Consider the following 20,092-nt stretch of genomic DNA (forward strand, 5'->3'; position numbering starts at 1 on the left):
CGGTCAGTGGTTGCGGCGGTAGTTCTCGCGTTCGCGTTCGAGTTCCGCCGTCTTCTTCTCGCTCTTCAGATCGGCGGGCAGTCCGTGAATCTCGAGACGACGAGCGCGGTTCTGGTCCATGTATGCGGCGGTGTAGAACAGCGCGAGCAGCAGGGCCAACAGGACCATCGAGGCACGTAACCAGATCGCGCCGGGAAAGAGCACGAAGAACCCGATGAAGATGGGCAGGAACGGGATCATCGAGCGCAGGATGTGACGCGGTGTCGCGCCGGGGCCGACGAGGTCGCGTCGAACCCAATCCTGCATCGAGTCGGGGAGTTTGCGGCCCAGGACGGCGTAGCCCAACCATTGGCCGACGTTCGGACGGGTGCGCTGGGGTCGTGCGCTCATGTCAGTGCTCCTGCTGCGATCGCCGCGTCGTTGACGCGAGTGAGGACGCGGCGCAACTGCTCCAGTTCGTCGAGTGACGCACCGAGTCTCGCCACGACCGCGGATGGAATCTTTTCGGCCTCGGCGCGGAGAGCGGCTCCGGCGGGGGTGAGGGATACAAGCAGAATGCGCTCGTCTTCCGTGCTGCGTGTGCGGGTGAGCAGGCCCATCGATTCCAGACGCTTGAGCAGCGGAGACAGGGTGGGCGAGTCGAGTTGCAGCGCTGAGCCGATCGCTTTGACCGACATCGGCGACTCGCCCCACAAGGCCAACATCACGAGATACTGCGGATGGGTCAGGCCCATCGGTTCGAGCAACGGCCGATACACCGACAGCACAGCCCGGTTGGTGACGGCCAGGGCGAAGCAGACCTGGCGATCGAGCGCGAGTGGATCCTCGGTGGTGGTCACGATGGCCAGAGTAGCAGAATTGATTAGTGCACGAATTGTTCGTGTACGACTCGAATGATGAAAAAGGGCGGAGGTTCAGGTTCGCCACCTCGATCGGGTATCGAGTCTGCGACAGTGATGAAAGTTTGCCCACAACGTGTTACCGGGCGCGCAATTGTGCAATGCTGCACCTCGATTCACCCTTACCGTGATAATCCCGAGAGGATCGCCATGCGTCGCCGACGCATCTCCACCACTGTCTTCGTCGCAGCGTTGTCCCTGTCGATCGCCTCGGGAGGTATCGCATCCGCCGAGCCGGCTGCGCCCTCCGCCCGCATCGTCGACACCGTCCTGACATCCGACACGCTGCGCACGCTGAAGGTCGACTCACCCGCTATGGGGGCCGTCGTCGAAGTGCAGGTGCTCACGCCCGCGGTGAAGACCGGACCGCGTCCGACGCTGTACATGCTCAGCGGCATCGGCGAAGAGGATCCGCACAACAGCATGTGGTTGCGGAAGGGGCAGGCAGCGGAGTTCTTCGCCGACAAGAACGTCAACGTCGTCCTGCCGTTGGCCGGGCCAGGCAGCTTCTACACCGACTGGCAGCGCGACGACCCGAAACTCGGCCGGTACCAGTGGGAAACGTTTCTCACCGAGGAACTACCTCCGCTGATCGACGCGGCCGTGGACGGCAACGGCCGCAACGCGATCGCGGGACTGTCGATGGGCGCACAATCGGCGATGATGCTCGCCGCACGTAACCCGGACGTGTACTCCGGCGTGGCGTCGTACAGCGGCTGCTTCGCGTCCGCCGAGCCGTTGGGCCAGGCCAGTATTCGAGCCATCGTCGCAGCTTTCGGCGGCAATGCCGACAACATGTGGGGCGGACCCTTCGATCCTGCGTGGGCCGAACATGATTCGGTGGCCAATGCCGAAAGTCTGCGCGGTACCGATGTCTACGTGTCGGTGGGAACCGGAGCACCCGGACGACACGAAAGCTTCGACACTGCAGCGGGATGGGACAGGGTGGTGGTCGGTGGCCTCATCGAGGTCGGGTCCAACTACTGCACACACCGACTCGCGGATCGGCTCGGCCAGTTGAACATTCCTGCAACGTTCGACTTCACCGAGACCGGAACGCACTCGTGGCCGTACTGGGTGGAGCAGCTACCGAAGAGTTGGCCGACCCTCGCCGGATCCCTCGGTATCTCGGGCTGATACTCGGTATCTCGGGCCGATTGCTCAGTGGGTCCATGGGCAGTCGAGAGGCTTCGTCAGGCCGAGGTGCTTCTCGACTAGCGTCACCGACTGGTCTCGGAGGCGGTCGTAGATCCGGTACGGGTCGTGCAGGGTCCGTCCCAGAACGCTTTCCATCGCCTCCGCATCGAAGGCTGCCGCGGTATTGTCGGAATTGCGTGTGCCGTCGGATTCGAGATTGGACCTGAAGATGCCCGCCGCCGACTTGGGCAGGAAGTCCTCGTACACGATCGGGTCGGCCGCGAGAACACCCGACCTGACCAGATCGACGAGGCCACCGTCCCGGTCTGCAGCGGACGGGTTGGTCCCAGTGACTCGAAAGGTGAAGTAGGCGAGGTCTTCTGCCATCCACAGTGTCTCGTCGTCCGGCACCAGCGACGACCACAGTGCGGACGCGTCCTCGGGTTCCTCGGTATCGAGTCGATCCAGATACTCGTCGTAGCGACGTCGTCCGAGTGCGGTAGCTGCCGCGCCCCTGGCTTCGACCTCGCCGAACCGCACCCGTAGATGGCCGGGTTCGACGTTGCCGTTCTCGTCGAGAAACATCCGCTGCTCGTCCAGCGCTCGGAACGACGTCTGGCGCAACAGCAATCCGGGACCGGACGTACGAGGAGGCCCCTGGATGGTGTCGATCATCGCCACCCCGTGCTCTCCCATACGGCGATGCAGAAGGTCGATGTCCAGAACCCTCGGTGTCAGATGGTTGATGTGGGTGGAGGAGACACCACCGATGTCGGCGGCCACCGCCGAGACTGCCTCGAGTTCGCGGTACCACGCTCTGTCGACAGGGTCGGTCGACAACGCGAACGCCGCCGTCGCGAGGTCCAGAAAGGTAGCGGACTCCTCCGCTGCGAGGCCGTTGTCCCTCTCGCACGTGGCTGCCAGCTCGAGCAGTAGCGGAGGGAACAGTGTTCTGCGATCGAGGAATTCCGCCAGGCGACGGCCGAGATCCGGGTCGAAGAACCGTCGATCCGACGCCACCAGCATCGAGGTGAAGATCCGGAACGGGTTGATCGCCAGCTCGGCCGGATCGATCGGCCGGAACGCAGTCGACACCACCGGAATCGAACTCGACGCAGTGTCACGCAGATCGTAGAAACCCACCGGATACATGCCCATGGCACCGAATATCAGTGCCACCTGCGACATCTCACGTGCATTGCCGACCCGAATCGCCCCGTGCCGCTCGGCGGTGACGCGATCGATGGAGCCGAAACGTTCCGCATCGGCACCGCTGGTGCGCATCGTGTCGGCATTGATCGACGCGGTGACATCCAACAGCGTCGTGTACGCGGGAACCTCCCGCCCGTACAAAGTCGACAGACGAAGGGCGAACTGCGCTCGCAATTGCGTCGGTGTCACGTTCACCACCTCATACTGCGCTTTTCGTCGCCGGCACGGAACCCGTTCGACTGCCTGCTGCACTCTCGCGACTGTGCGCATCTACCGCACAATGTGTGCGCGATCACACAAGACCGGCGCGTTCGCCCGGGCGCAGTCTGGAGCAGACATGCGAGAGGTGCCTGCACACGGCACCGAGAAGGAGCGAAAACACATGACCGCAGTACAGGTAACGGCCGCACCGTCGCTGCCGACCGGCACCGCCACCGAGCTCTGCATCGCGGGGCAGTGGCACGGTGCATCCGACGGAGGAACCTTCACCGACTTGAACCCGACCACCGAGCAACCCCTGGCGGAGATTGCCGCAGCCACCGCGTCGGACGTGGACGCAGCGGTGCGTGCGGCCCGTGCCCAGCTCGGTGGTGAGTGGGGTGCTACCCCCGGGGCAGTCCGGGGCCAGCTGCTCAATCGGGTGGCCGATCTGATCGAGCGGGACGGTGACCTTCTCGCTCGACTCGAAGCTCTCGACGTCGGCAAGCCGGTCGGTCAACCGGCAATGCTCGACATCCCCAATGCTGCAGCCACTTTCCGGCACTTCGCGGGCTGGGCCGACAAGATCACCGGCAGCTCCATCCCCACTGCGGGCTACTTCGGGCAGCCGACGCACTCGTACACCGTCCGTGAGCCGGTGGGCGTCATCGGCATGATCGTTCCCTGGAACACCCCGCTGATGATCGCGGCGTGGAAGCTTGCTCCCGCGCTGGCCGCGGGGAACACCGTCGTCGTCAAGCCGCCGGAGGACGCGCCGCTGTCCATCCTGCACCTGGCTCGACTGATCGACGAGGCAGGAGTACCGGCCGGAGTGGTCAATGTTGTTCCAGGACTGGGTGAAGTGACGGGTGACGCCTTGGTCGGGCATCCTGACGTCGACAAGATCAGCTTCACCGGCAGCCCCCGGGTCGGCAAGCTCATCGCGAAGAAGGCTGCCAACACGTTCAAGCGGACGACGCTCGAACTCGGCGGCAAGTCCCCGCAGATCATTCTCGAGGATGCGGATCTCGACGCGGCGATCAACGGAACCGCGATGGGACTGTTCTTCAACCAGGGCCAGGTGTGTGCGGCCGGAACCCGAGTGCTGGTGCATCGCTCGCTGTACTCACAGGTGGTGGACGGATTGGCCGCAGCGGCCTCGGCTCAGGTGCTGGGCGATCCGTTCGATCCGTCGACGACGATGGGTGCCCTCGTCAACGCGAAGCAACGAGACAGTGTGCTGGGGTACATCCAGACGGGACGCGACGGCGGAGCTCGAGTCGCGGCCGGTGGCGGACGTCCCGACGGTGCCGGCTATTTCGTCGAGCCGACGATCTTCGCCGATGCCGACAACGACATGAAGATCGCCCAGGAGGAGATTTTCGGACCGGTCGGAACGGTAATTCCGTTCGATACGGCCGACGAGGCGATCTCCATTGCCAACGACACCGTGTACGGGTTGGCCGCCTCGATCTGGACCCGCGACGTGTCGAGGGCGCACATACTGGCCGGGCAGGTCCGTTCCGGCGCGGTGTGGGTGAACGGCTGGGCTGCAATCGATCCCGCTCTCCCCTGGGGCGGCATGAAGTCCAGTGGCACGGGCCGGGAACTCGGGTGGGCCGGTATCGAGGCCAACACCGAAGAGAAGGTCGTCACCGTAGTTCTGTAGCCCGACTCCCTCGTGCAGCAACGAAACAGCAAGGACTGACATGCCGAAGAAATCGACCGACTACGTCGTCGTCGGAGCAGGATCAGCAGGAAGCGTCATCGCCAGGAGGCTCCTCGACGCAGGCCACACCGTCCACGTGATCGAAGCCGGTCCCGTGGACACCGATCCGGCAAGCCATTCACCGCAGGGCTGGCCGATGCTGTTGGGCGGACCGCAGGACTGGGGACTGTTCACCACCCCGCAGAAGCACGCCAACGATCGGCGAATCTTCTGGCCACGCGGACGTGTCCTCGGCGGCAGCTCGTCCCTCAACGGAATGATCTACGTGCGAGGGCATTTCAGCGATTACGACGGATGGGCCTCTGCGACCGGTGATGCGGGATGGGCCTGGGAGAACGTGCTGCCGCTGTTCAAGCGTTCGGAGTCACACGAGCTCGGTGCCAACGAGTTCCACGGCGGTGACGGGCCACTGCCGGTGTCCATCATGGGTACCCCGCACCCCTTGGCGGCAGCCTTCGTCGATGCGGCCGTCGAACATGGTCACAAGCTCATCGACGACTTCAACGCCGACGAGATGGTCGGTGCCGGCTACAACCACACCACCACGCGCGACGGTGAGCGGATGAGCGCCTGGAAGAGCTTCGTCGGCCCGGTGCTCGACAATCCCGACTTGACGGTGACCACCGGTGCGCTCGTTCATCGCGTGGTGCTCGAGAACGGCCGAGCGGTGGGCATCGAATACAGCCGCGGAGATGGCGAGCTGGAGCGAGCGTTCGCCGATCACGAGGTCATCCTGTGCGGCGGAGCCCTCGGCTCTCCGAAGACCCTGCTGCTCAGTGGAATCGGACCGTCCACACATTTGGCCGAACTGGAAATCGACACCGTCGTCGACCTGCCGGGGGTGGGCGAAAACCTGCACGATCACCTGCTGCTGAGCAACATCTACGAGTCCCTCGAGCCGCTCGCAGCCGGTACGAACAACCTGCTCGAAGCGCAGCTGTACGCCCGCAGTACCGGATGGGCCGGCGCTGCACCCGATCTGCAGCCCCTGTTCATGCACATCCCCTACCCCGCCGACGGATACCCGGTGCCCGAGAACGGCTACACGATCGCTCCGGGAATCGTGGCTCCGTGTTCACGCGGCACGCTGCGATTGGCGTCCTCGGATCCGAATGAACTGCCGCTGGCGGATCCGAACATCCTGGCCGATCCGTACGACCTCGAGGCGATGGTCGACGCGGTGGAGATCTGCCGGGAGATCGGTGCCTCCGATGTCTTCGCGCCGTGGCGTAAAGCGGAGGTGGTACCGGGACCGAGCGCCCGCACCCGCGACGACCTGCGGGCGTACGTCCGACAGACTGCCGGTACGTACCACCACCAGGTCGGAACCTGCAAGATGGGAGCCGAGTCGGACTCCGATGCCGTTGTCGGAGCCGACCTTCGGGTCCGCGGGGTCGATGGATTGCGGGTGGCGGACGCGTCGATCATGCCCACGGTGCCGTCGGGCAACACCAACGCGCCGTCCATCATGGTCGGTGAGCGGGCCTCGGATCTGATCCTCGGAAAGTAGTTCGTGGTCGGGTGAGGGCGGCGTGCGCTCTCACCCGGCGCGGTACTCCCGCGGCGACATGCCGTACGTCTCCTTGAACAGCTTCGAGAAGTTCGAGGAATCGATCAAACCGTGACGCGCACAGACGGTTCCGATACTGTCTGCGGCGAAACGAGGGTCACGCAGGTCGCGGTGGCACCTCTCCAGACGCCTGGATCTGATGCAGCCGGCCACCGTGCGACCGTCCTGCTCGAAGAGCTTCTGCAAGTAGCGCGTCGAAATATGCAGGTGCGCAGCGAGAGACGCCGTGGACAGTGTCGGATCGGACAGCTGAGATTCGACGAGACTCTTGGCCTCGATCAGGAGTGTGGATCCCGGCGCATCGTGGGGAGCCGCGTCGTCGAGAGCGGCGCAGAGCAAATCGAGGACGGCGTTCTCGAGCATCGGTGTCGTTGGTAAAGTGCCGTCGGCGGCGTTGCGACGCAAATTGAACAGGAACGGCGACACCAGCGCGCCGACGCCGTGATCGCCCTCCACACGACGCGCGGCAACGGTCGTCAAGTCACGGGAATCGATGCGGAGCGCGTCGCGTGGAAGCATCACCACGAACATCTCGAAGTCCCCGGCGAAGTGCAGATCGTAAGGGGCACTGGTGTCGTAGACCGCGAAGTCGCCAGGATGGAGCACGGCCTCGCGCTCGTTCTGGACGATCGTGCCGCACCCCGTCAGTTGCAGACCCACCTTGATCAATCCCGGGTCGGACCGCCGGATGGTCGCGCGTGTGCGCCTGACGTCGACCTCCCGGCCGGTCACCTCGCTCAGTTGCAGCGCCCCGAGCGTCGACGACACCAGCGTGCCCTGGAACGACGACGGCCCGGTGGACACAGCGTCGAGAGGCACGAACGCCGTGGAGACGTTCTCGCGCCATTGCTCGAAATCCTGTGCCACCGGGCTCATGTCATACGGTCGGACGGTTGTCGATCAGACGGCGGGCCTTACCGATGGAACGCTCGAGGGCCGCCGGTGCAACGACGTCGACCGCGACGCTGACGCCGATCCGGTCCTTGACCAGCTTCTTCAGCGTTGCTGCGGCAATCGGATGCGTGTCGAGCGCGGCATCGGGTCGGGCTTCGACGAGGACGGTCAGTGAGTCCATGCGTCCGGCACGCTCGAGCACACACTGGAACTGCGGTGCCAGAACGGGAACCGTCAAGATCAGCTCCTCGATCTGCGTCGGGAAGAGATTGACCCCGCGCAGAATGATCATGTCGTCGGTGCGGCCGGTGACCTTCTGCATCCGACGCATCGTGCGAGCCGTGCCCGGCAACAGTCGCGTCAGATCGCGGGTGCGGTAGCGGATGATCGGCATCGCTTCCTTGGACAAGGACGTGAACACCAATTCACCCTCCTCGCCGTCGGGCAGAACCTCGCCGGTCACCGGGTCGATGACCTCCGGGTAGAAATGATCCTCCCAGATGTGGAGTCCGTCCTTGGTTTCGACGCATTCCATCGCGACACCCGGTCCCATGACCTCGGACAGGCCGTAGATGTCGACGGCGTCCATGTCGAGAGTCTTCTCGATCTCCTTGCGCATCTCCTCGGTCCAGGGCTCCGCGCCGAAGACACCGGTTTTCAGCGAGGTCTTCGCCGGATCGATGCCCTTCTTGACCATCGCGTCGACGATCGTGAGCATGTACGACGGCGTGACCATGATGGCGTCGGGCTCGAAGTCCTCGATGAGCTGGATCTGACGATCGGTCATACCGCCCGACATTGGAATCACCGTGCAGCCCAGACGTTCTGCGCCGTAGTGCGCGCCGAGTCCGCCGGTGAAGAGGCCGTACCCGTAGGCCACGTGCACCTTGTCCGACGGCTTGACGCCGCCGGCGCGGAGGCTGCGGGCGATGAGATCGGCCCAGTTGCTGATGTCGTTCGCGGTGTAACCGACGACAGTGGGACGTCCGGTGGTGCCCGAGGACGCGTGGATGCGCGAGACCTTGTCCTGCGGCACCGCGAACATGCCGAACGGGTAGTTCTCCCGCAGGTCCTTCTTGGCGGTGAACGGGAACTTCGCCAGATCCGACAGATCTTTCAGATCGGTCGGATGCACCCCGGCGTCGTCGAATGCCTTCGTGTAGTGCGGAACGTTGTCGTACGCGTGCTGCAGCGACCATCGCAGGCGCTCCAACTGCAGCGTGGAAATGCGGTCCCGAGAGGCGAACTCGATGTCGGGGGTATCGGTGGGGGCGGACAGCACACTGGTCATGATCGGTCTCTCGTGGTCTCAGGCGTCGAAGTCGACGGTGACGGTGTCGCTGAGTGGGAAGGTTTGGCAGGTGAGCACGAAGCCGGCATCGACCTCGTTGTCTTCCAATGCATAGTTACGACGCATGTCGACCTCTCCGAAGGTCACCTTCGCGCGGCAGGTGCCGCACACTCCGCCCTTGCATGCGAAGGGGAGGTCCGAGCGCAGCTGCTCGGCCGAATCGAGAATCGACTCGTTCTGCGGCAGAGCGCCTTTCACCTCGCGGCCATCGAGGATGATCGTGACCTCACTGCTGGGGCCGGTGATACCGGGCTCGCGGTGCTGCTCCTGCGGCGGCGGTACATCGTCGACGTAGAACAGTTCGTGGTGAATGCTGCTCTTCGCGACGCCGAGTTCCTTCAGAACGTCCTGGGCATCGTTCACCATCCCGAACGGACCGCACAACCAGAAGTGGTCGATGTCCGGTGTTGCGACGACGGTGTCGAGTATCTCGCGAAGCCGGTCGGCATCGAGCCTGCCGCTGAACAATTCGACTTCCCGTGGCTCGCGAGACAGTACATGAATGACGTCGAATCGACTGCCGTACTGGTCCTTCAGATCGGCGATCTCCTCGGCGAACATCACCGTTCGCGTCCGGCGATTGCCGTACAGCAGAACCACTTCGGAGTCGGGATTCGCCAGAACGGATGCCGCAATCGACAACATCGGGGTGATACCGGAACCGGCGGCGATGAGCACGTGCCTGCCGGCCTGGGCCGGATCAGCGTGGAAGGTGCCGCTCGGGCCCTGCACGTCGATGCGGTCGCCTGCTTTGACGTCGTGAACGAGCCAGGAGGAGAACAGACCGTCGGACACCTCACGGACACCGACGCGGGGACGCGCACCCGCCGGGGCGCAGATGGAGTATGAGCGGCGGTGCTCGACGCCGTCGACGGTGCGGCTGAGCATCAGTGACTGGCCCGGTCGAAAGTCGAACTCTTCGCGCAATTCTTCCGGGACGTCGAACGTGACGGCAACGGCGTCGTCGCAGAGCGATTCCACGTCGGCAACGGTCAGTGAATGAAAAGGCTTGTTGCGTAAATTCTTCTGAACGGGCTCGGCGGTGACGGTCATCAGATTTCCTTCACGTGGTCGAAGGGCTCGAGGCAGTCGTCGCACCGGTACTGGGCTTTGCAGAGCGTGGCGCCGAACTCGGACGTGAGCCGGGTGTTGCGCGAGCTGCATTGCGGGCAGGTGAGCTGACGGGGTTTGACGGTCAAGGTCAGCGGCACCGGGCCGGATGTACGTTCCGGGGCCGGACCCGGAGTGGAGTAGCCGGTCTCGCGCAGCTTGCGCAGGCCCTCCTCGGAGATCCAGTCGGTACTCCATGCCGGCGTCAGGCTGGTGACGATCTCGACATCCGCGTAGCCGTGGTCCTGAAGCTTGTGAGCGATGTCGTCCCGCATCGTCGCCATGGCGGGGCAGCCGGAGTACGTCGGAGTGATCGTGACGAGCACGCTGCCGTTCTCGCGTACCTCGACGTCGCGCAGGACGCCGAGGTCGTCGAGGGTGAGCAGCGGCATCTCCGGATCCATGACGGTAGCTGCGATTTCGCGTGCGGTTCGTTGAAGTGTGGTCACCAGACTCCCTCCGGATGTGCCCTCGCCACGACCTGCATCTCGGCAATCAGCGGACCGAATGCTTCGGTGTGAATGCCGCGACGGCCACCACGGCCGCCGATAGTGCCCACGGACTTGCCCTCGGGGGCGTCCAGCTCCGCGGCGTGCAGCACCTGTGCGAGAACCGAATCGAACTCCTCGCGGACGTCACGGGGATCGACGGCGACACCGACTTTCGCGAGCGCGGTCTCCTCGTCCGTCGGAATGAACAGTTCCGAGACGTACGGCCAGATCCGAGTCACGGCGTCGCGGACGCGTCGCTTCGATTCGTCCGTGCCGCAGCCCAGGGTGACGACCCACCGGGCGGCGTAATCACGGTGGTAGGTCAACTCTTTGACGCCCTTGTTCGCAACCGCGGCGAGAACGGGATCGCGGGATTCCTGCAGGCGAGTGAAGACGGCGAGCCGCCACGTCGAGAACACCAGCAGACGAACCAGCGACTTCGCGAAATCGCCGTTGTCGAGCTCTGTGAGCCGAACGTTGCGGAAGTCGGCCTCGTCGCGAAAGAACGCCAGAGCATCCTCGGCGGGTGCGGGTGACGTGTCCGAGATGAACGGCACCACTGTCGGATCGGCTTTCGCAGCGCGGGCCAGTAGCAGCCGGGCCTGGCCGAGCAGATCGAGGCCTACGTTGGCCAGCGCCACCTCTTCTTCCAGTTCCGGTGCGCGAGTGCTCCATTCGGCGAGGCGCTGGGAGCTGATCAGCGCATCGTCGCCGAGCATGAGGCAGTACGCGGCAAGGGCTTTCAGGTCGACGTCGTCGGGAACGGTGGTGTCGACTCCGGCGAGCGGGTCGTCGAAGCTCGTCCCGAATGCCCACTGCCCGTGCGAGTCCTCGTCGACGAGGCCCTCGTAGGCGCTGTCGTGATCGGTCATGAGTGCTAGTCCTCTGGGAGTATGGGTCTCACATGTGGGGAACGTTGTCGGGGATCTCGTAGAACGTCGGGTGGCGGTAGACCTTGTCGCCACTCGGCGCGAAGAACGGATCCTTCTCCGACGGCGACGACGCGACGATCGAGTTGGACGGAACCACCCAGATGCTGACGCCTTCGTTGCGGCGGGTGTAGACGTCGCGAGCATGCCGCAGGGCCATGTGGTCGTCGGCGGCGTGGAGTGATCCGACGTGTACGTGGTTCAGGCCGCGCTTGCCGCGGAGGAACACCTCGTACAACGGCCAATCGGCTTTGACCGCTTCCCTTTTCGGCTCGACCGGAACACCCTCGGTGGGCACTGCGCCGTGGCCGCCCTCGGCGGTGAACTGGGCCTCTTCAGGGCGTGTCATGATGCTGCGTTCCTTTCGGCGAATGCGGTTGCGGCCTCACGGACCCAGGCTCCGCCGTCGTGAGCTGCTCGACGGTTCGCGATGCGCTCGACGTTGGAGGCACCGTTGCCCTTGATCACCTGCATGAACTCGGACCAGTCGGGCTCACCGAAATCGTGTGACTTGCGCTCCTCGTTCCACTTCAGGTCCGGGTCGGGGAACGTGACTCCGAGTGCCTTCGCCTGCGGGATCGACATGTCGACGAAGCGTTGGCGCAGTTCGTCGTTGGTGTGGCGCTTGATGCCCCACTTCATGGACTGCTCGGTGTTGGGGGACTCGTCGTCCGGCGGGCCGAACATCATCAGTGCCGGCCACCACCAGCGGTTGACCGATTCCTGAACCATGGCGCGCTGTTCGTCGGTGCCGCGCATCATCGTGGCGAGCAGTTCGTAGCCCTGGCGCTGGTGGAAGGATTCTTCCTTGCAGACCCGGATCATCGCGCGTGCGTACGGACCGAAGCTGCTGCGGCACAGGGGAACCTGGTTGCAGATCGCCGCACCGTCGACCAGCCAGCCGATGGTGCCCACGTCGGCGTACGTCAGGGTGGGGTAGTTGAAGATCGAGGAGTACTTCTGCTTGCCCTCGATGAGCTTGACCGTCAGGTCGGCGCGGTCCGCTCCGAGCGTTTCAGCGGCGGAGTAGAGGTAGAGACCGTGACCGGCCTCGTCCTGCACCTTGGCCATCAGGATCGCCTTGCGGCGCAACGACGGTGCGCGGGTGAGCCAGTTGCCCTCCGGCTGCATGCCGATGATCTCGGAGTGCGCGTGCTGGGCGATCTGGCGGATGAGCGACTTGCGGTAGCCGTCCGGCATCCAGTCACGGGGCTCGACGCGCTGCTCGTGGGCAATGGTCTCGTCGAACCCGTCCTGCAGCGTCTCGGTGGACAGGGTATTTGACGTGGTCATAAGTCCTACTTTCATTACCGAATGATCGGTTGGTAACCAGTATGCATCGAAGTGACCCCGGGCACAAGAGCGGCTTCGCCGCACGTGCGTGAAAGTTCGTAGCAGGGGTCGAGTTTCTGTTCACATGGGTCGTTCCGCAGGCTCCACTCCCGCTCACCTGCCGACGAAGGAGGCTCTCTTCTTCGCGAGGAAAGCATCGACGGCGGCCTTGTGGTCGGCGGTCTGTCCCAGAGCGGTCTGTGCCTGCGCCTCGCGGTCCAGGGCGTCGGACAGACCGGACCGCGCGATCAGCGACTTGACCTGCTTGTACGCCAGGGTGGGTCCCGCAGCGAGCGTTGTGGCCAGCGTGCGCGCGGTCTCGAGAACGTCGGCATCGTCGACGACGCGATGCACCAGACCCCAGTCGAGAGCCTGCGCGGCGGTGACCTTGTCTCCGAGCAGCATCAGTCCCGCGGCCCGGCTCGCTCCCAGTGCGTCGACCAGCGTGTAGCTCAACCCCGAGTCGCTGGCCAATCCGATGCCGGTGAACGCCGTGGCGAACGACGACTTGGTGCCGGCGACGCGGATGTCTCCGGCGAGTGCGATCCCGAGACCGGCACCGACGCACGCGCCGGGGATGGCCACGACGATCGGCACCTCGAGCGCTGCGAGCTCTCGGATGACCGGGTTGTAATGCTCGCCGACGGTATCCATCGCCGTGGCCGGGTCGGCTTCGAGTGCGGTGACGTGCTCGCCGAGGTCCTGGCCGACGCAGAAGTTCTTGCCCTCCGCGGTGATGAGCACCGCGCGCACACTGGGTGCGGCGGCGTTCTGCACTGCAGACATCAGGCCGACTTTCGTCATGACGTCGAGGGCGTTGTGTGCCTCGGAGCGCGCGAGGGTGATGGTCGCCAGGCCGTCGGTGACATCGAACCGTACCGTCATGCGTTCGTCCAATCGTAAAAGCCGCGACCGGACTTGCGTCCGATGTCGCCGCGAGCAACCATGTCTCGCAACAACTGCGGGGGAGTGAACCTGTCGCCGAGGGTCGACGCCAGGTGTTCTGCGATGGCGAGCCGAACGTCCAACCCGACGAGGTCGGTGGACCGCAACGGACCCATCGGATGCTTGTAGCCGAGTTCCATGGCGCGGTCGATCGATTCGGCGTCGGCGACGCCTTCCTCCAGCATCCGGATGGCCTCGAGTCCGAGGCACACGCCGAGCCGGGAGGTAGCGAACCCGGGGGAGTCGTTGACGAGCACCTCGGTTTTGCCGAGCAGTGACACCCACTGCTGCACTCGCTGCACGACGTCTAGGGAAGTGGCCGGAGCGCGCACGATCTCGACGAGGGTCGACGCCGGAACCGGGTTGAAGAAGTGCATCCCGATGAAGCGGCTCGGATCGCTCAATGCTGCGCCGAGTTCCGCGATGGAGATCGAGCTCGTGTTCGACGCGATGACCGTGTCGGGCCCGGCGATCTTGTCGACGAGAGCCAGTACCTCGACCTTGAGCGACGGAATCTCGGGAACCGCTTCGACAACCAGGTCCAGGTCGGCAGCAAGATCCGCGGGGCCGGCGACGGTGGAGACCCGGGCGAGAATCGCAGCGGGGTCCTCGCTGAGCTTGTCGCGCTCGTGCGCCCGGTCCAGCCCGGTCGAGACTCGTCCGAGGGCTGCAGTCTGGTCGGCTGCTTCGGCGATGACGACGATGGAGCCGAGGGCCGCGAAGACCTGCGCGATACCCGCGCCCATCCGTCCGCCACCGACGACACCAACTTTCACAGGAACTGTCATTTCTTCTTCTCCAGAAATGCCGTCATGCGGCGTTGTTTGTCTTCGGTCTCGAACAGCACGGCCTGCGCGATGTCGTCGGCCCATGGGTGCGAACCGGGTGCATCGAGAATCTTCTTGGTGAGTGTCAGTGCCAGTGGTGCTTGCTTGGCGATGCGATCCGCGAGGGAATGCGCTGCGGCCATGGGCTCGTCGACGACGTCCAGCACCAGACCGGATCGGAGTGCCACCTCTGCGTCGAGTGTCCGGCCACCGAGAAGCACCTGCTTCGCTACGGACGCGCCCACCAGCGTCGGCAGCCGGTAGCTGGCTCCGGCGGCAGCCATGATGCCCAGTCCCGGTTCGGGATTACCGAACACGGCAGTCGACGACGCGATCCGGATGTCGCAGGCATAGGACAGTTCGGCTCCACCGCCGAGCGCGTATCCGCGGACGGCTGCAATCGTCGGCAGGGGCAATGCTGCAATGCGATCGAACAGGTTTCGGTTGATGCCGCGCAGTGCGTCGTCGCGAGTGCGGGCCCGCAACTGGTTGATGTCGGCACCGCCGGCAAAATGCTCGCCTGCTCCGGTCAGGATCACGATCCTGGGATCCTGCTCCACGAGCGCGCACACCTTGTGCAGCTCGCTGATCATGTCGGAATCGATTGCGTTGCGCTGCTTCTCGCGACTCAGGGTGACGACAACGCGGTCCGTCGACTCCTCGACGATGAGCGTGTTCACGGTGCCTCGATCAACATCGACACGCCTTGCCCGACGCCGACGCACAGTGTCGCGAGCCCACGGGAGGCCTTCTCTCGTTCCATCCGGCCCAACAGCGTCAACAGAATTCGAGCACCCGACGAGCCGAGGGGGTGGCCGAGGGCGATGGCCCCGCCGTCGGCGTTGACGATGTTCTCGTCGAGCTTCAGCTGGCGGATGACGCCGAGGGACTGTGCCGCGAAGGCCTCGTTGAGTTCGACGGCACCGAGGTCGTCGATCGACCATCCCGCGCGAGTGAGCGCCTTCTGCGTGGACGGGACCGGACCGAGTCCCATGATGTGGGGCGCGATGCCGGCGCTCGCGCTGGTGACGATGCGGCCGCGAACCTCGAGGCCGTACGTGCGCACGGCTTCTTCCGAGGCCACCACCAATGCCGATGCCCCGTCGGTGAACGGTGACGACGTGCCGGCGGTGACGATTCCGCCCTTTCGGAACACGGTCTTCAGGGTGCCGAGCTTGTCCAGAGTGGTTCCGCGGCGCGGCGTCTCGTCCTCGGTGACATCGCCGTTCTTGGTCGTGACGGGCACGATCTCGTCGGCGAAGCGTCCGGAATCCTGTGCGGCGACGGCACGCTGCTGACTGCGGAAGGCGAAGGCGTCGGACTCTTCACGGGTGATGCCCTCGCTGAGCGCGACCTCTTCGGCGGTCTCGCCCATCGACAGGGTGATCTTGGGGTCGATCCCCGCGTCGTGCGCTGCGAAGGTCGGGTTGGTGAATCGCCAGCCGAGGGAGGTATCGAAGATCTCGCCGGGCTTGGCCCACGCCGTCCCGGGCTTGGCCATGACCCACGGCGCGCGCGTCATGGACTCGACGCCACCGGCGACGATGATGTCGGCCTCACCGCTGCGAATGGTGCTCGCGGCGTTGGCTACTGCGGTCAGTCCGCTCGCGCACAGGCGATTGACGGTGTATCCCGGCACCGACTGGGGCAGACCTGCGAGCAGAACCGCCATTCTGGCCACATCGCGATTGTCCTCGCCTGCCTGGTTGGCCGCACCCAGAATCACCTCGTCGATTCGATCGACGGGTACGCCCGCTCTGCGGACCGCTTCGGCCACGACCAGCCCGGCGAGATCGTCGGGGCGCACCGAGGCCAGGGCGCCGCCGTAGCGCCCGTGCGGGGTACGTGCGCCGGCCACGAGAAATACTTCGGCCACTTCGAAACTCCTTCGTCGGTTGCGTCATTAATAACCGAACATTCGGTCGTTTGGCAAGGTCTGCTGCCCGTGGTGCTGTGGAATCGTCCGCCGACTGCGAAGATGTGGCAATGACAACCGCACGCGCGCCGCGCAAGACCGGACAGCCAGGGCGGCCGGGATACGACCTGGATTCCCTCTTGGCCGTGGCGGTCAAGGTCTTCAACGACCGTGGGTACGACGGCACCAGCATGGAGATTCTGGCGAAGCGGCTCGGTATCACCAAGTCGTCGATCTACCACCACGTATCGGGCAAGTCCGAGTTGCTCGAACTCGCGCTGTCGCGGGCTCTCAATGCGCTGTTCGCCGTGACGACCGAGGATCGGGCGACCACCGGGCGGTACATCGATCGCCTCGAATACCTGGTGCGTCGCAGCGTCGACATCTTGTGCGCGGAACTGCCCTACGTGACGCTGCTGCTGCGGGTGCGGGGCAACACCGACGTCGAGCGGCGCGCTCTCGCCCGCAGGCGCGAATTCGACACGTTCGTCACCGGGCTCGTCGTCGCCGCCGCCGAGGAGGGCGACCTGCGTCCCGGTGTCGACCCGGCTCTGGCGTCCAAGCTCGTCTTCGGCACGGTCAACTCGCTCATCGAGTGGTACCGCCCGCGCACCGGCGGATCCGTCGAGGAATTGGCCGACGCCGTCGTGGCTCTGACCTTCGACGGCCTGCGCCGCACGTAGCGAGGACATGCTCAGCCGGGTCGTTCCGCAGGCTCCACTCCTGGTCTTGACTTCTCGGCGTTCGGCGGCGATGGTAATTACCGACCGAACGTACGGTGAGATGGAGGCGTTGTGAGCAGACTTCTGGAAAGCTATGCCCAGGGCACGTGGTATTCCGCGACCGACGAGGGAACGCCGCTGCTGAGCGCCGTCGACGGCAGTGAGATCGCCCGGGTGTCGTCCAGCGGTCTCGACGTCGCAGGCATGATCGATTACGCCCGCACCGTCGGCGGCCCCGCGCTCGCAGCCCTGACGTTCCACGAACGTGCAGCCCTGCTCAAGCAACTGGGTCTGACACTTTTGGCAGGCAAAGAGGAGTTCTACCAACTCTCCCGGCACACCGGAGCTACCACCCGCGATTCCGGCGTCGACATCGACGGCGGTTTCGGCACCGTGCTGAGCTACGCGAGCAAGGCTCGACGTGAACTCCCCAACGAGACGGTCTACCTCGACGGCGCCATCGAGCAGCTCGGCAAGAAGGGCACCTTCCTCGGTCAGCACATCTACACCTCCCGGCGCGGCGTCGCCGTGCAGATCAACGCGTACAACTTCCCCGTCTGGGGCTTCCTCGAAAAGCTGGCACCCGCGTTCATCGCGGGCGTGCCCTCGATCGTCAAGCCCGCCAGCCAAACTGCGTACCTGACCGAGCTTGTCTTCCGTCGGATCATCGAGTCGGGGTTGCTGCCCGAGGGGTCGGTTCAGTTGCTGTGCGGCAGTGCCCGCGGTGTCCTCGACCACCTCGGCGGCCAGGACTCGGTGGCCTTCACCGGATCGGCCGATACCGCTGCGACCCTGCGCTCACACCCCAACGTCGTCGGCGAGGGACTCCATTTCACGGCGGAAGCCGATTCTCTCAACGCGTCCATCCTGGGTTCCGATGTGGCACAGAGCGATCCGGAGTTCGATCTGTTCGTCAAAGGTGTCTTCACCGAGATGACATCCAAAGCCGGCCAGAAGTGCACGGCCATCCGCCGCGTGCTGGTGCCGCAGGACTCGGTCGAACCCGTCATCGAGGCGCTGAAGGCCAAGCTCGACAAGGTCGTCGTCGGTGACCCGCAGGACGACGGCGTCACAATGGGTGCACTCGCCAGCATCGACCAGCGCGACGAGGTCCTCAAATCCATTCGTGGACTGATCAAGTCGGCCACCGTCGTCTTCGGTGATCCCGACTCCGTGGATTCACGGCCTGGTGCCTTCATGGCGCCGGTCCTGTTGAAGGCCGGCGACAAGAGCGCACCCGAACCGCACGAGATCGAGGCATTCGGGCCCGTCTCCACCGTCATCGGTTACGACAGCACCGCGGACCTGCTCGACCTCGTCGCCCGCGGAAAGGGCTCTCTGGTCGCATCTCTGGTGACCAAAGATTCGGCCATCGCGCGCGAGATCGTCCTGGGCACCGCTCCGTATCACGGGCGCATCCTGGTCCTGAATTCCGAGGACGCCAAGGAATCGACCGGTCACGGTTCGCCGCTACCGGTACTGGTGCACGGCGGACCCGGCCGCGCAGGCGGTGGTGAAGAACTCGGCGGTATCCGCGGCGTCCTGCACCACATGCAGCGCACCGCAATCCAGGGAACCCCGGACGTGCTGACGGCCATCGGCAACAAGTGGGTCACCGGAGCGAAGCAGACGACCGGCGACGTTCACCCGTTCCGCAAGAACCTCGGCGAACTGCGACTGGGCGATACCATCGTCGGTGGCCCACGACAGGTCACCCGCGCCGACATCGATCACTTCGCCGAATTCACCGGCGACACGTTCTACGCGCACACCGATCCCGAAGCGGCAGCGGCAAATCCGTTGTTCGGCGGCATCGTGGCGCACGGCTACCTGGTGGTCTCGCTGGCCGCAGGGCTGTTCGTCGACCCGGCACCGGGCCCCGTCCTGGCGAACTTCGGCGTCGACAGCCTGCGCTTCCTGACGCCGGTCAAGGCCGAGGATTCGCTGACGGTCACGTTGACGGCCAAGCTCATCACACCGCGCCAAAGTGCCGATTACGGCGAGGTGCGGTGGGACGCAGTGGTCGTCAACCAGGACGGTGACCCCGTCGCCACCTACGACGTACTCACTCTGGTCGCGAAGCCCGAGGCCGCGTCATGAGCGTGCGAGTAGCCGTCTGTTACGGAATACCCGAGGACCCTGCCGCCTTCGATCGGCACTACACCAAGGTGCACGTGCCCCTCGCTCGCGCAGTTCCCGGCCTGGTCGACTTCACCTGGGGCACGCTCGACTCGCTCGACGAGTCCCCGCCGCCCTACTACGCAATCGCAAGTCTGTACTTCGCGGACGAGGCATCGCTGAAGGCAGGGTTGGCTTCGCCCGAGATGACAGCGGCAGGCAAGGATCTGCGGAACTTCGCGACCGGTGGCGTCACGATGTTCACCCAGAACGAGCAGTCGGTGTTGCGGCCGTGACCGATTCGCCTATTGCGCGGGAGATGTTCGAGGTCGATGCCGCGTCCCGCAAGCTCGGCATCGAACTGATCGAGCTGTCACCCGGCCACGCCAGAATGTCGATGGTCATCACCGAGGACATGGTCAACGGCTATGCAATCACCCACGGCGGCTACGTGTTCCTGCTTGCGGACACCACCTTCGCGATGGCCTGCAACTCGCACGAGGACTCGGCCGTCGCGGCACGATGCGACATCCGCTATCTCCGTCCGACGAAGGCCGGTGACGTGCTGGTTGCGGACGCCATCGAGCGTGCGCGGTTCGGCCGGAACGGCCTCTACGATGTGTCGGTGACGTGCCGAGACGAGCTGATCGCCGAATTCCGAGGCGACAGTCGCACGATAGCGCGCTAGCGATCCGGCGCGTGGAAGTACTGTG

The 20,092-nt window shown here is 64.9% G+C and carries 21 protein-coding genes; 7 read left to right on the plus strand and 14 right to left on the minus strand.

Annotation, left to right across the window (positions count from 1 at the left end):
• Positions 1-3: 3 nt before the first annotated feature.
• Entirely contained in the window at positions 4-390 is a 387-nt protein-coding gene (locus J1M81_RS19015) for a DUF5313 family protein (RefSeq protein ID WP_032388038.1), read from the minus strand.
• On the minus strand, positions 387-839 hold the full coding sequence (locus J1M81_RS19020; protein WP_027494667.1) for a MarR family winged helix-turn-helix transcriptional regulator: 453 nt from the start codon (positions 837-839) through the stop codon (positions 387-389). The genes J1M81_RS19015 and J1M81_RS19020 overlap by 4 nt, the downstream gene beginning before the upstream one ends.
• 210 nt (positions 840-1,049) lie before the next feature.
• On the opposite strand from J1M81_RS19020, the gene J1M81_RS19025 reads away from it, so the two are divergent.
• On the plus strand, positions 1,050-2,036 hold the full coding sequence (locus tag J1M81_RS19025; protein WP_032367851.1) for an alpha/beta hydrolase family protein: 987 nt from the start codon (positions 1,050-1,052) through the stop codon (positions 2,034-2,036).
• Positions 2,037-2,060: 24 nt separating this feature from the next.
• Here the strand turns inward: J1M81_RS19025 and J1M81_RS19030 are convergent, their stop codons facing one another.
• Positions 2,061-3,446, minus strand: a complete 1,386-nt coding sequence (locus J1M81_RS19030; RefSeq protein WP_283348140.1) for a VOC family protein — start codon at positions 3,444-3,446, stop codon at positions 2,061-2,063.
• 184 nt (positions 3,447-3,630) lie between these two features.
• On the opposite strand from J1M81_RS19030, the gene styD reads away from it, so the two are divergent.
• Together styD and J1M81_RS19040 are read left to right on the plus strand one after the other, a co-directional pair.
• Complete coding sequence (styD, locus tag J1M81_RS19035) at positions 3,631-5,115, plus strand: phenylacetaldehyde dehydrogenase StyD (RefSeq protein WP_206498591.1); 1,485 nt, start codon at positions 3,631-3,633, stop codon at positions 5,113-5,115.
• Between the two features lie 40 nt (positions 5,116-5,155).
• The gene (locus J1M81_RS19040) at positions 5,156-6,685 is read left to right on the plus strand and encodes a GMC family oxidoreductase (protein ID WP_206498592.1); all 1,530 of its coding nucleotides are present in this window, start codon (positions 5,156-5,158) and stop codon (positions 6,683-6,685) included.
• 30 nt (positions 6,686-6,715) lie between these two features.
• Here the strand turns inward: J1M81_RS19040 and J1M81_RS19045 are convergent, their stop codons facing one another.
• From J1M81_RS19045 to J1M81_RS19095, 11 genes are all read right to left on the minus strand, one after another.
• Positions 6,716-7,621 carry a helix-turn-helix domain-containing protein gene (locus J1M81_RS19045; protein ID WP_206498593.1) on the minus strand — a complete coding sequence of 302 codons (906 nt, stop codon included), beginning with the start codon at positions 7,619-7,621 and terminating at the stop codon, positions 6,716-6,718.
• Between the two features lies 1 nt (position 7,622).
• Positions 7,623-8,930 carry a phenylacetate--CoA ligase PaaK gene (paaK, locus tag J1M81_RS19050; RefSeq protein ID WP_027494661.1) on the minus strand — a complete coding sequence of 436 codons (1,308 nt, stop codon included), beginning with the start codon at positions 8,928-8,930 and terminating at the stop codon, positions 7,623-7,625.
• A gap of 18 nt (positions 8,931-8,948) precedes the next feature.
• Positions 8,949-10,043 carry a 1,2-phenylacetyl-CoA epoxidase subunit PaaE gene (paaE, locus tag J1M81_RS19055; protein ID WP_094651604.1) on the minus strand — a complete coding sequence of 365 codons (1,095 nt, stop codon included), beginning with the start codon at positions 10,041-10,043 and terminating at the stop codon, positions 8,949-8,951.
• Positions 10,043-10,504: a 1,2-phenylacetyl-CoA epoxidase subunit PaaD gene (gene paaD / locus J1M81_RS19060; RefSeq protein ID WP_052055184.1), complete on the minus strand. Its 462-nt coding sequence runs from the start codon at positions 10,502-10,504 to the stop codon at positions 10,043-10,045. Before paaD ends, paaE begins: the two co-directional genes overlap by 1 nt.
• 41 nt (positions 10,505-10,545) lie before the next feature.
• Positions 10,546-11,463: a 1,2-phenylacetyl-CoA epoxidase subunit PaaC gene (gene paaC, locus J1M81_RS19065; RefSeq protein ID WP_206498594.1), complete on the minus strand. Its 918-nt coding sequence runs from the start codon at positions 11,461-11,463 to the stop codon at positions 10,546-10,548.
• A 28-nt stretch (positions 11,464-11,491) separates the two neighbouring features.
• Positions 11,492-11,869, minus strand: coding sequence for a 1,2-phenylacetyl-CoA epoxidase subunit PaaB (paaB, locus tag J1M81_RS19070; protein ID WP_032373518.1), 378 nt, complete (start codon positions 11,867-11,869; stop codon positions 11,492-11,494).
• The gene (gene paaA / locus J1M81_RS19075; protein ID WP_027494656.1) at positions 11,866-12,813 is read right to left on the minus strand and encodes a 1,2-phenylacetyl-CoA epoxidase subunit PaaA; all 948 of its coding nucleotides are present in this window, start codon (positions 12,811-12,813) and stop codon (positions 11,866-11,868) included. Before paaA ends, paaB begins: the two co-directional genes overlap by 4 nt.
• Positions 12,814-12,966: 153 nt before the next feature.
• Positions 12,967-13,737: an enoyl-CoA hydratase/isomerase family protein gene (locus tag J1M81_RS19080; protein ID WP_206498595.1), complete on the minus strand. Its 771-nt coding sequence runs from the start codon at positions 13,735-13,737 to the stop codon at positions 12,967-12,969.
• Positions 13,734-14,585, minus strand: a complete 852-nt coding sequence (locus tag J1M81_RS19085; protein WP_206498596.1) for a 3-hydroxyacyl-CoA dehydrogenase family protein — start codon at positions 14,583-14,585, stop codon at positions 13,734-13,736. Before J1M81_RS19085 ends, J1M81_RS19080 begins: the two co-directional genes overlap by 4 nt.
• Positions 14,582-15,304 carry an enoyl-CoA hydratase/isomerase family protein gene (locus J1M81_RS19090; protein ID WP_167329803.1) on the minus strand — a complete coding sequence of 241 codons (723 nt, stop codon included), beginning with the start codon at positions 15,302-15,304 and terminating at the stop codon, positions 14,582-14,584. Before J1M81_RS19090 ends, J1M81_RS19085 begins: the two co-directional genes overlap by 4 nt.
• Positions 15,301-16,500, minus strand: coding sequence for a thiolase family protein (locus tag J1M81_RS19095; protein WP_206498597.1), 1,200 nt, complete (start codon positions 16,498-16,500; stop codon positions 15,301-15,303). Before J1M81_RS19095 ends, J1M81_RS19090 begins: the two co-directional genes overlap by 4 nt.
• Before the next feature lie 110 nt (positions 16,501-16,610).
• Here J1M81_RS19095 and J1M81_RS19100 point away from each other — a divergent pair, with 110 nt between their 5' ends.
• The 4 genes from J1M81_RS19100 to paaI all read left to right on the plus strand — a co-directional run bounded on the left by J1M81_RS19100 (position 16,611) and on the right by paaI (position 20,067).
• Positions 16,611-17,222 (plus strand): TetR/AcrR family transcriptional regulator, encoded by a 612-nt coding sequence (locus J1M81_RS19100; protein WP_027494651.1) that lies wholly within the window; start codon positions 16,611-16,613, stop codon positions 17,220-17,222.
• 111 nt (positions 17,223-17,333) lie between these two features.
• Positions 17,334-19,361, plus strand: a complete 2,028-nt coding sequence (gene paaZ, locus J1M81_RS19105; protein WP_057472494.1) for a phenylacetic acid degradation bifunctional protein PaaZ — start codon at positions 17,334-17,336, stop codon at positions 19,359-19,361.
• Positions 19,358-19,675, plus strand: a complete 318-nt coding sequence (locus tag J1M81_RS19110) for an EthD family reductase (protein WP_206498598.1) — start codon at positions 19,358-19,360, stop codon at positions 19,673-19,675. Before paaZ ends, J1M81_RS19110 begins: the two co-directional genes overlap by 4 nt.
• A 23-nt stretch (positions 19,676-19,698) precedes the next feature.
• Positions 19,699-20,067, plus strand: coding sequence for a hydroxyphenylacetyl-CoA thioesterase PaaI (gene paaI, locus J1M81_RS19115; protein ID WP_206498614.1), 369 nt, complete (start codon positions 19,699-19,701; stop codon positions 20,065-20,067).
• Positions 20,068-20,092 lie beyond the last annotated feature (25 nt).

Origin of the sequence: Rhodococcus sp. KRD175 (assembly GCF_017168275.1) — a bacterium.
GTDB classification, from domain to species: domain Bacteria; phylum Actinomycetota; class Actinomycetes; order Mycobacteriales; family Mycobacteriaceae; genus Rhodococcoides; species Rhodococcoides fascians.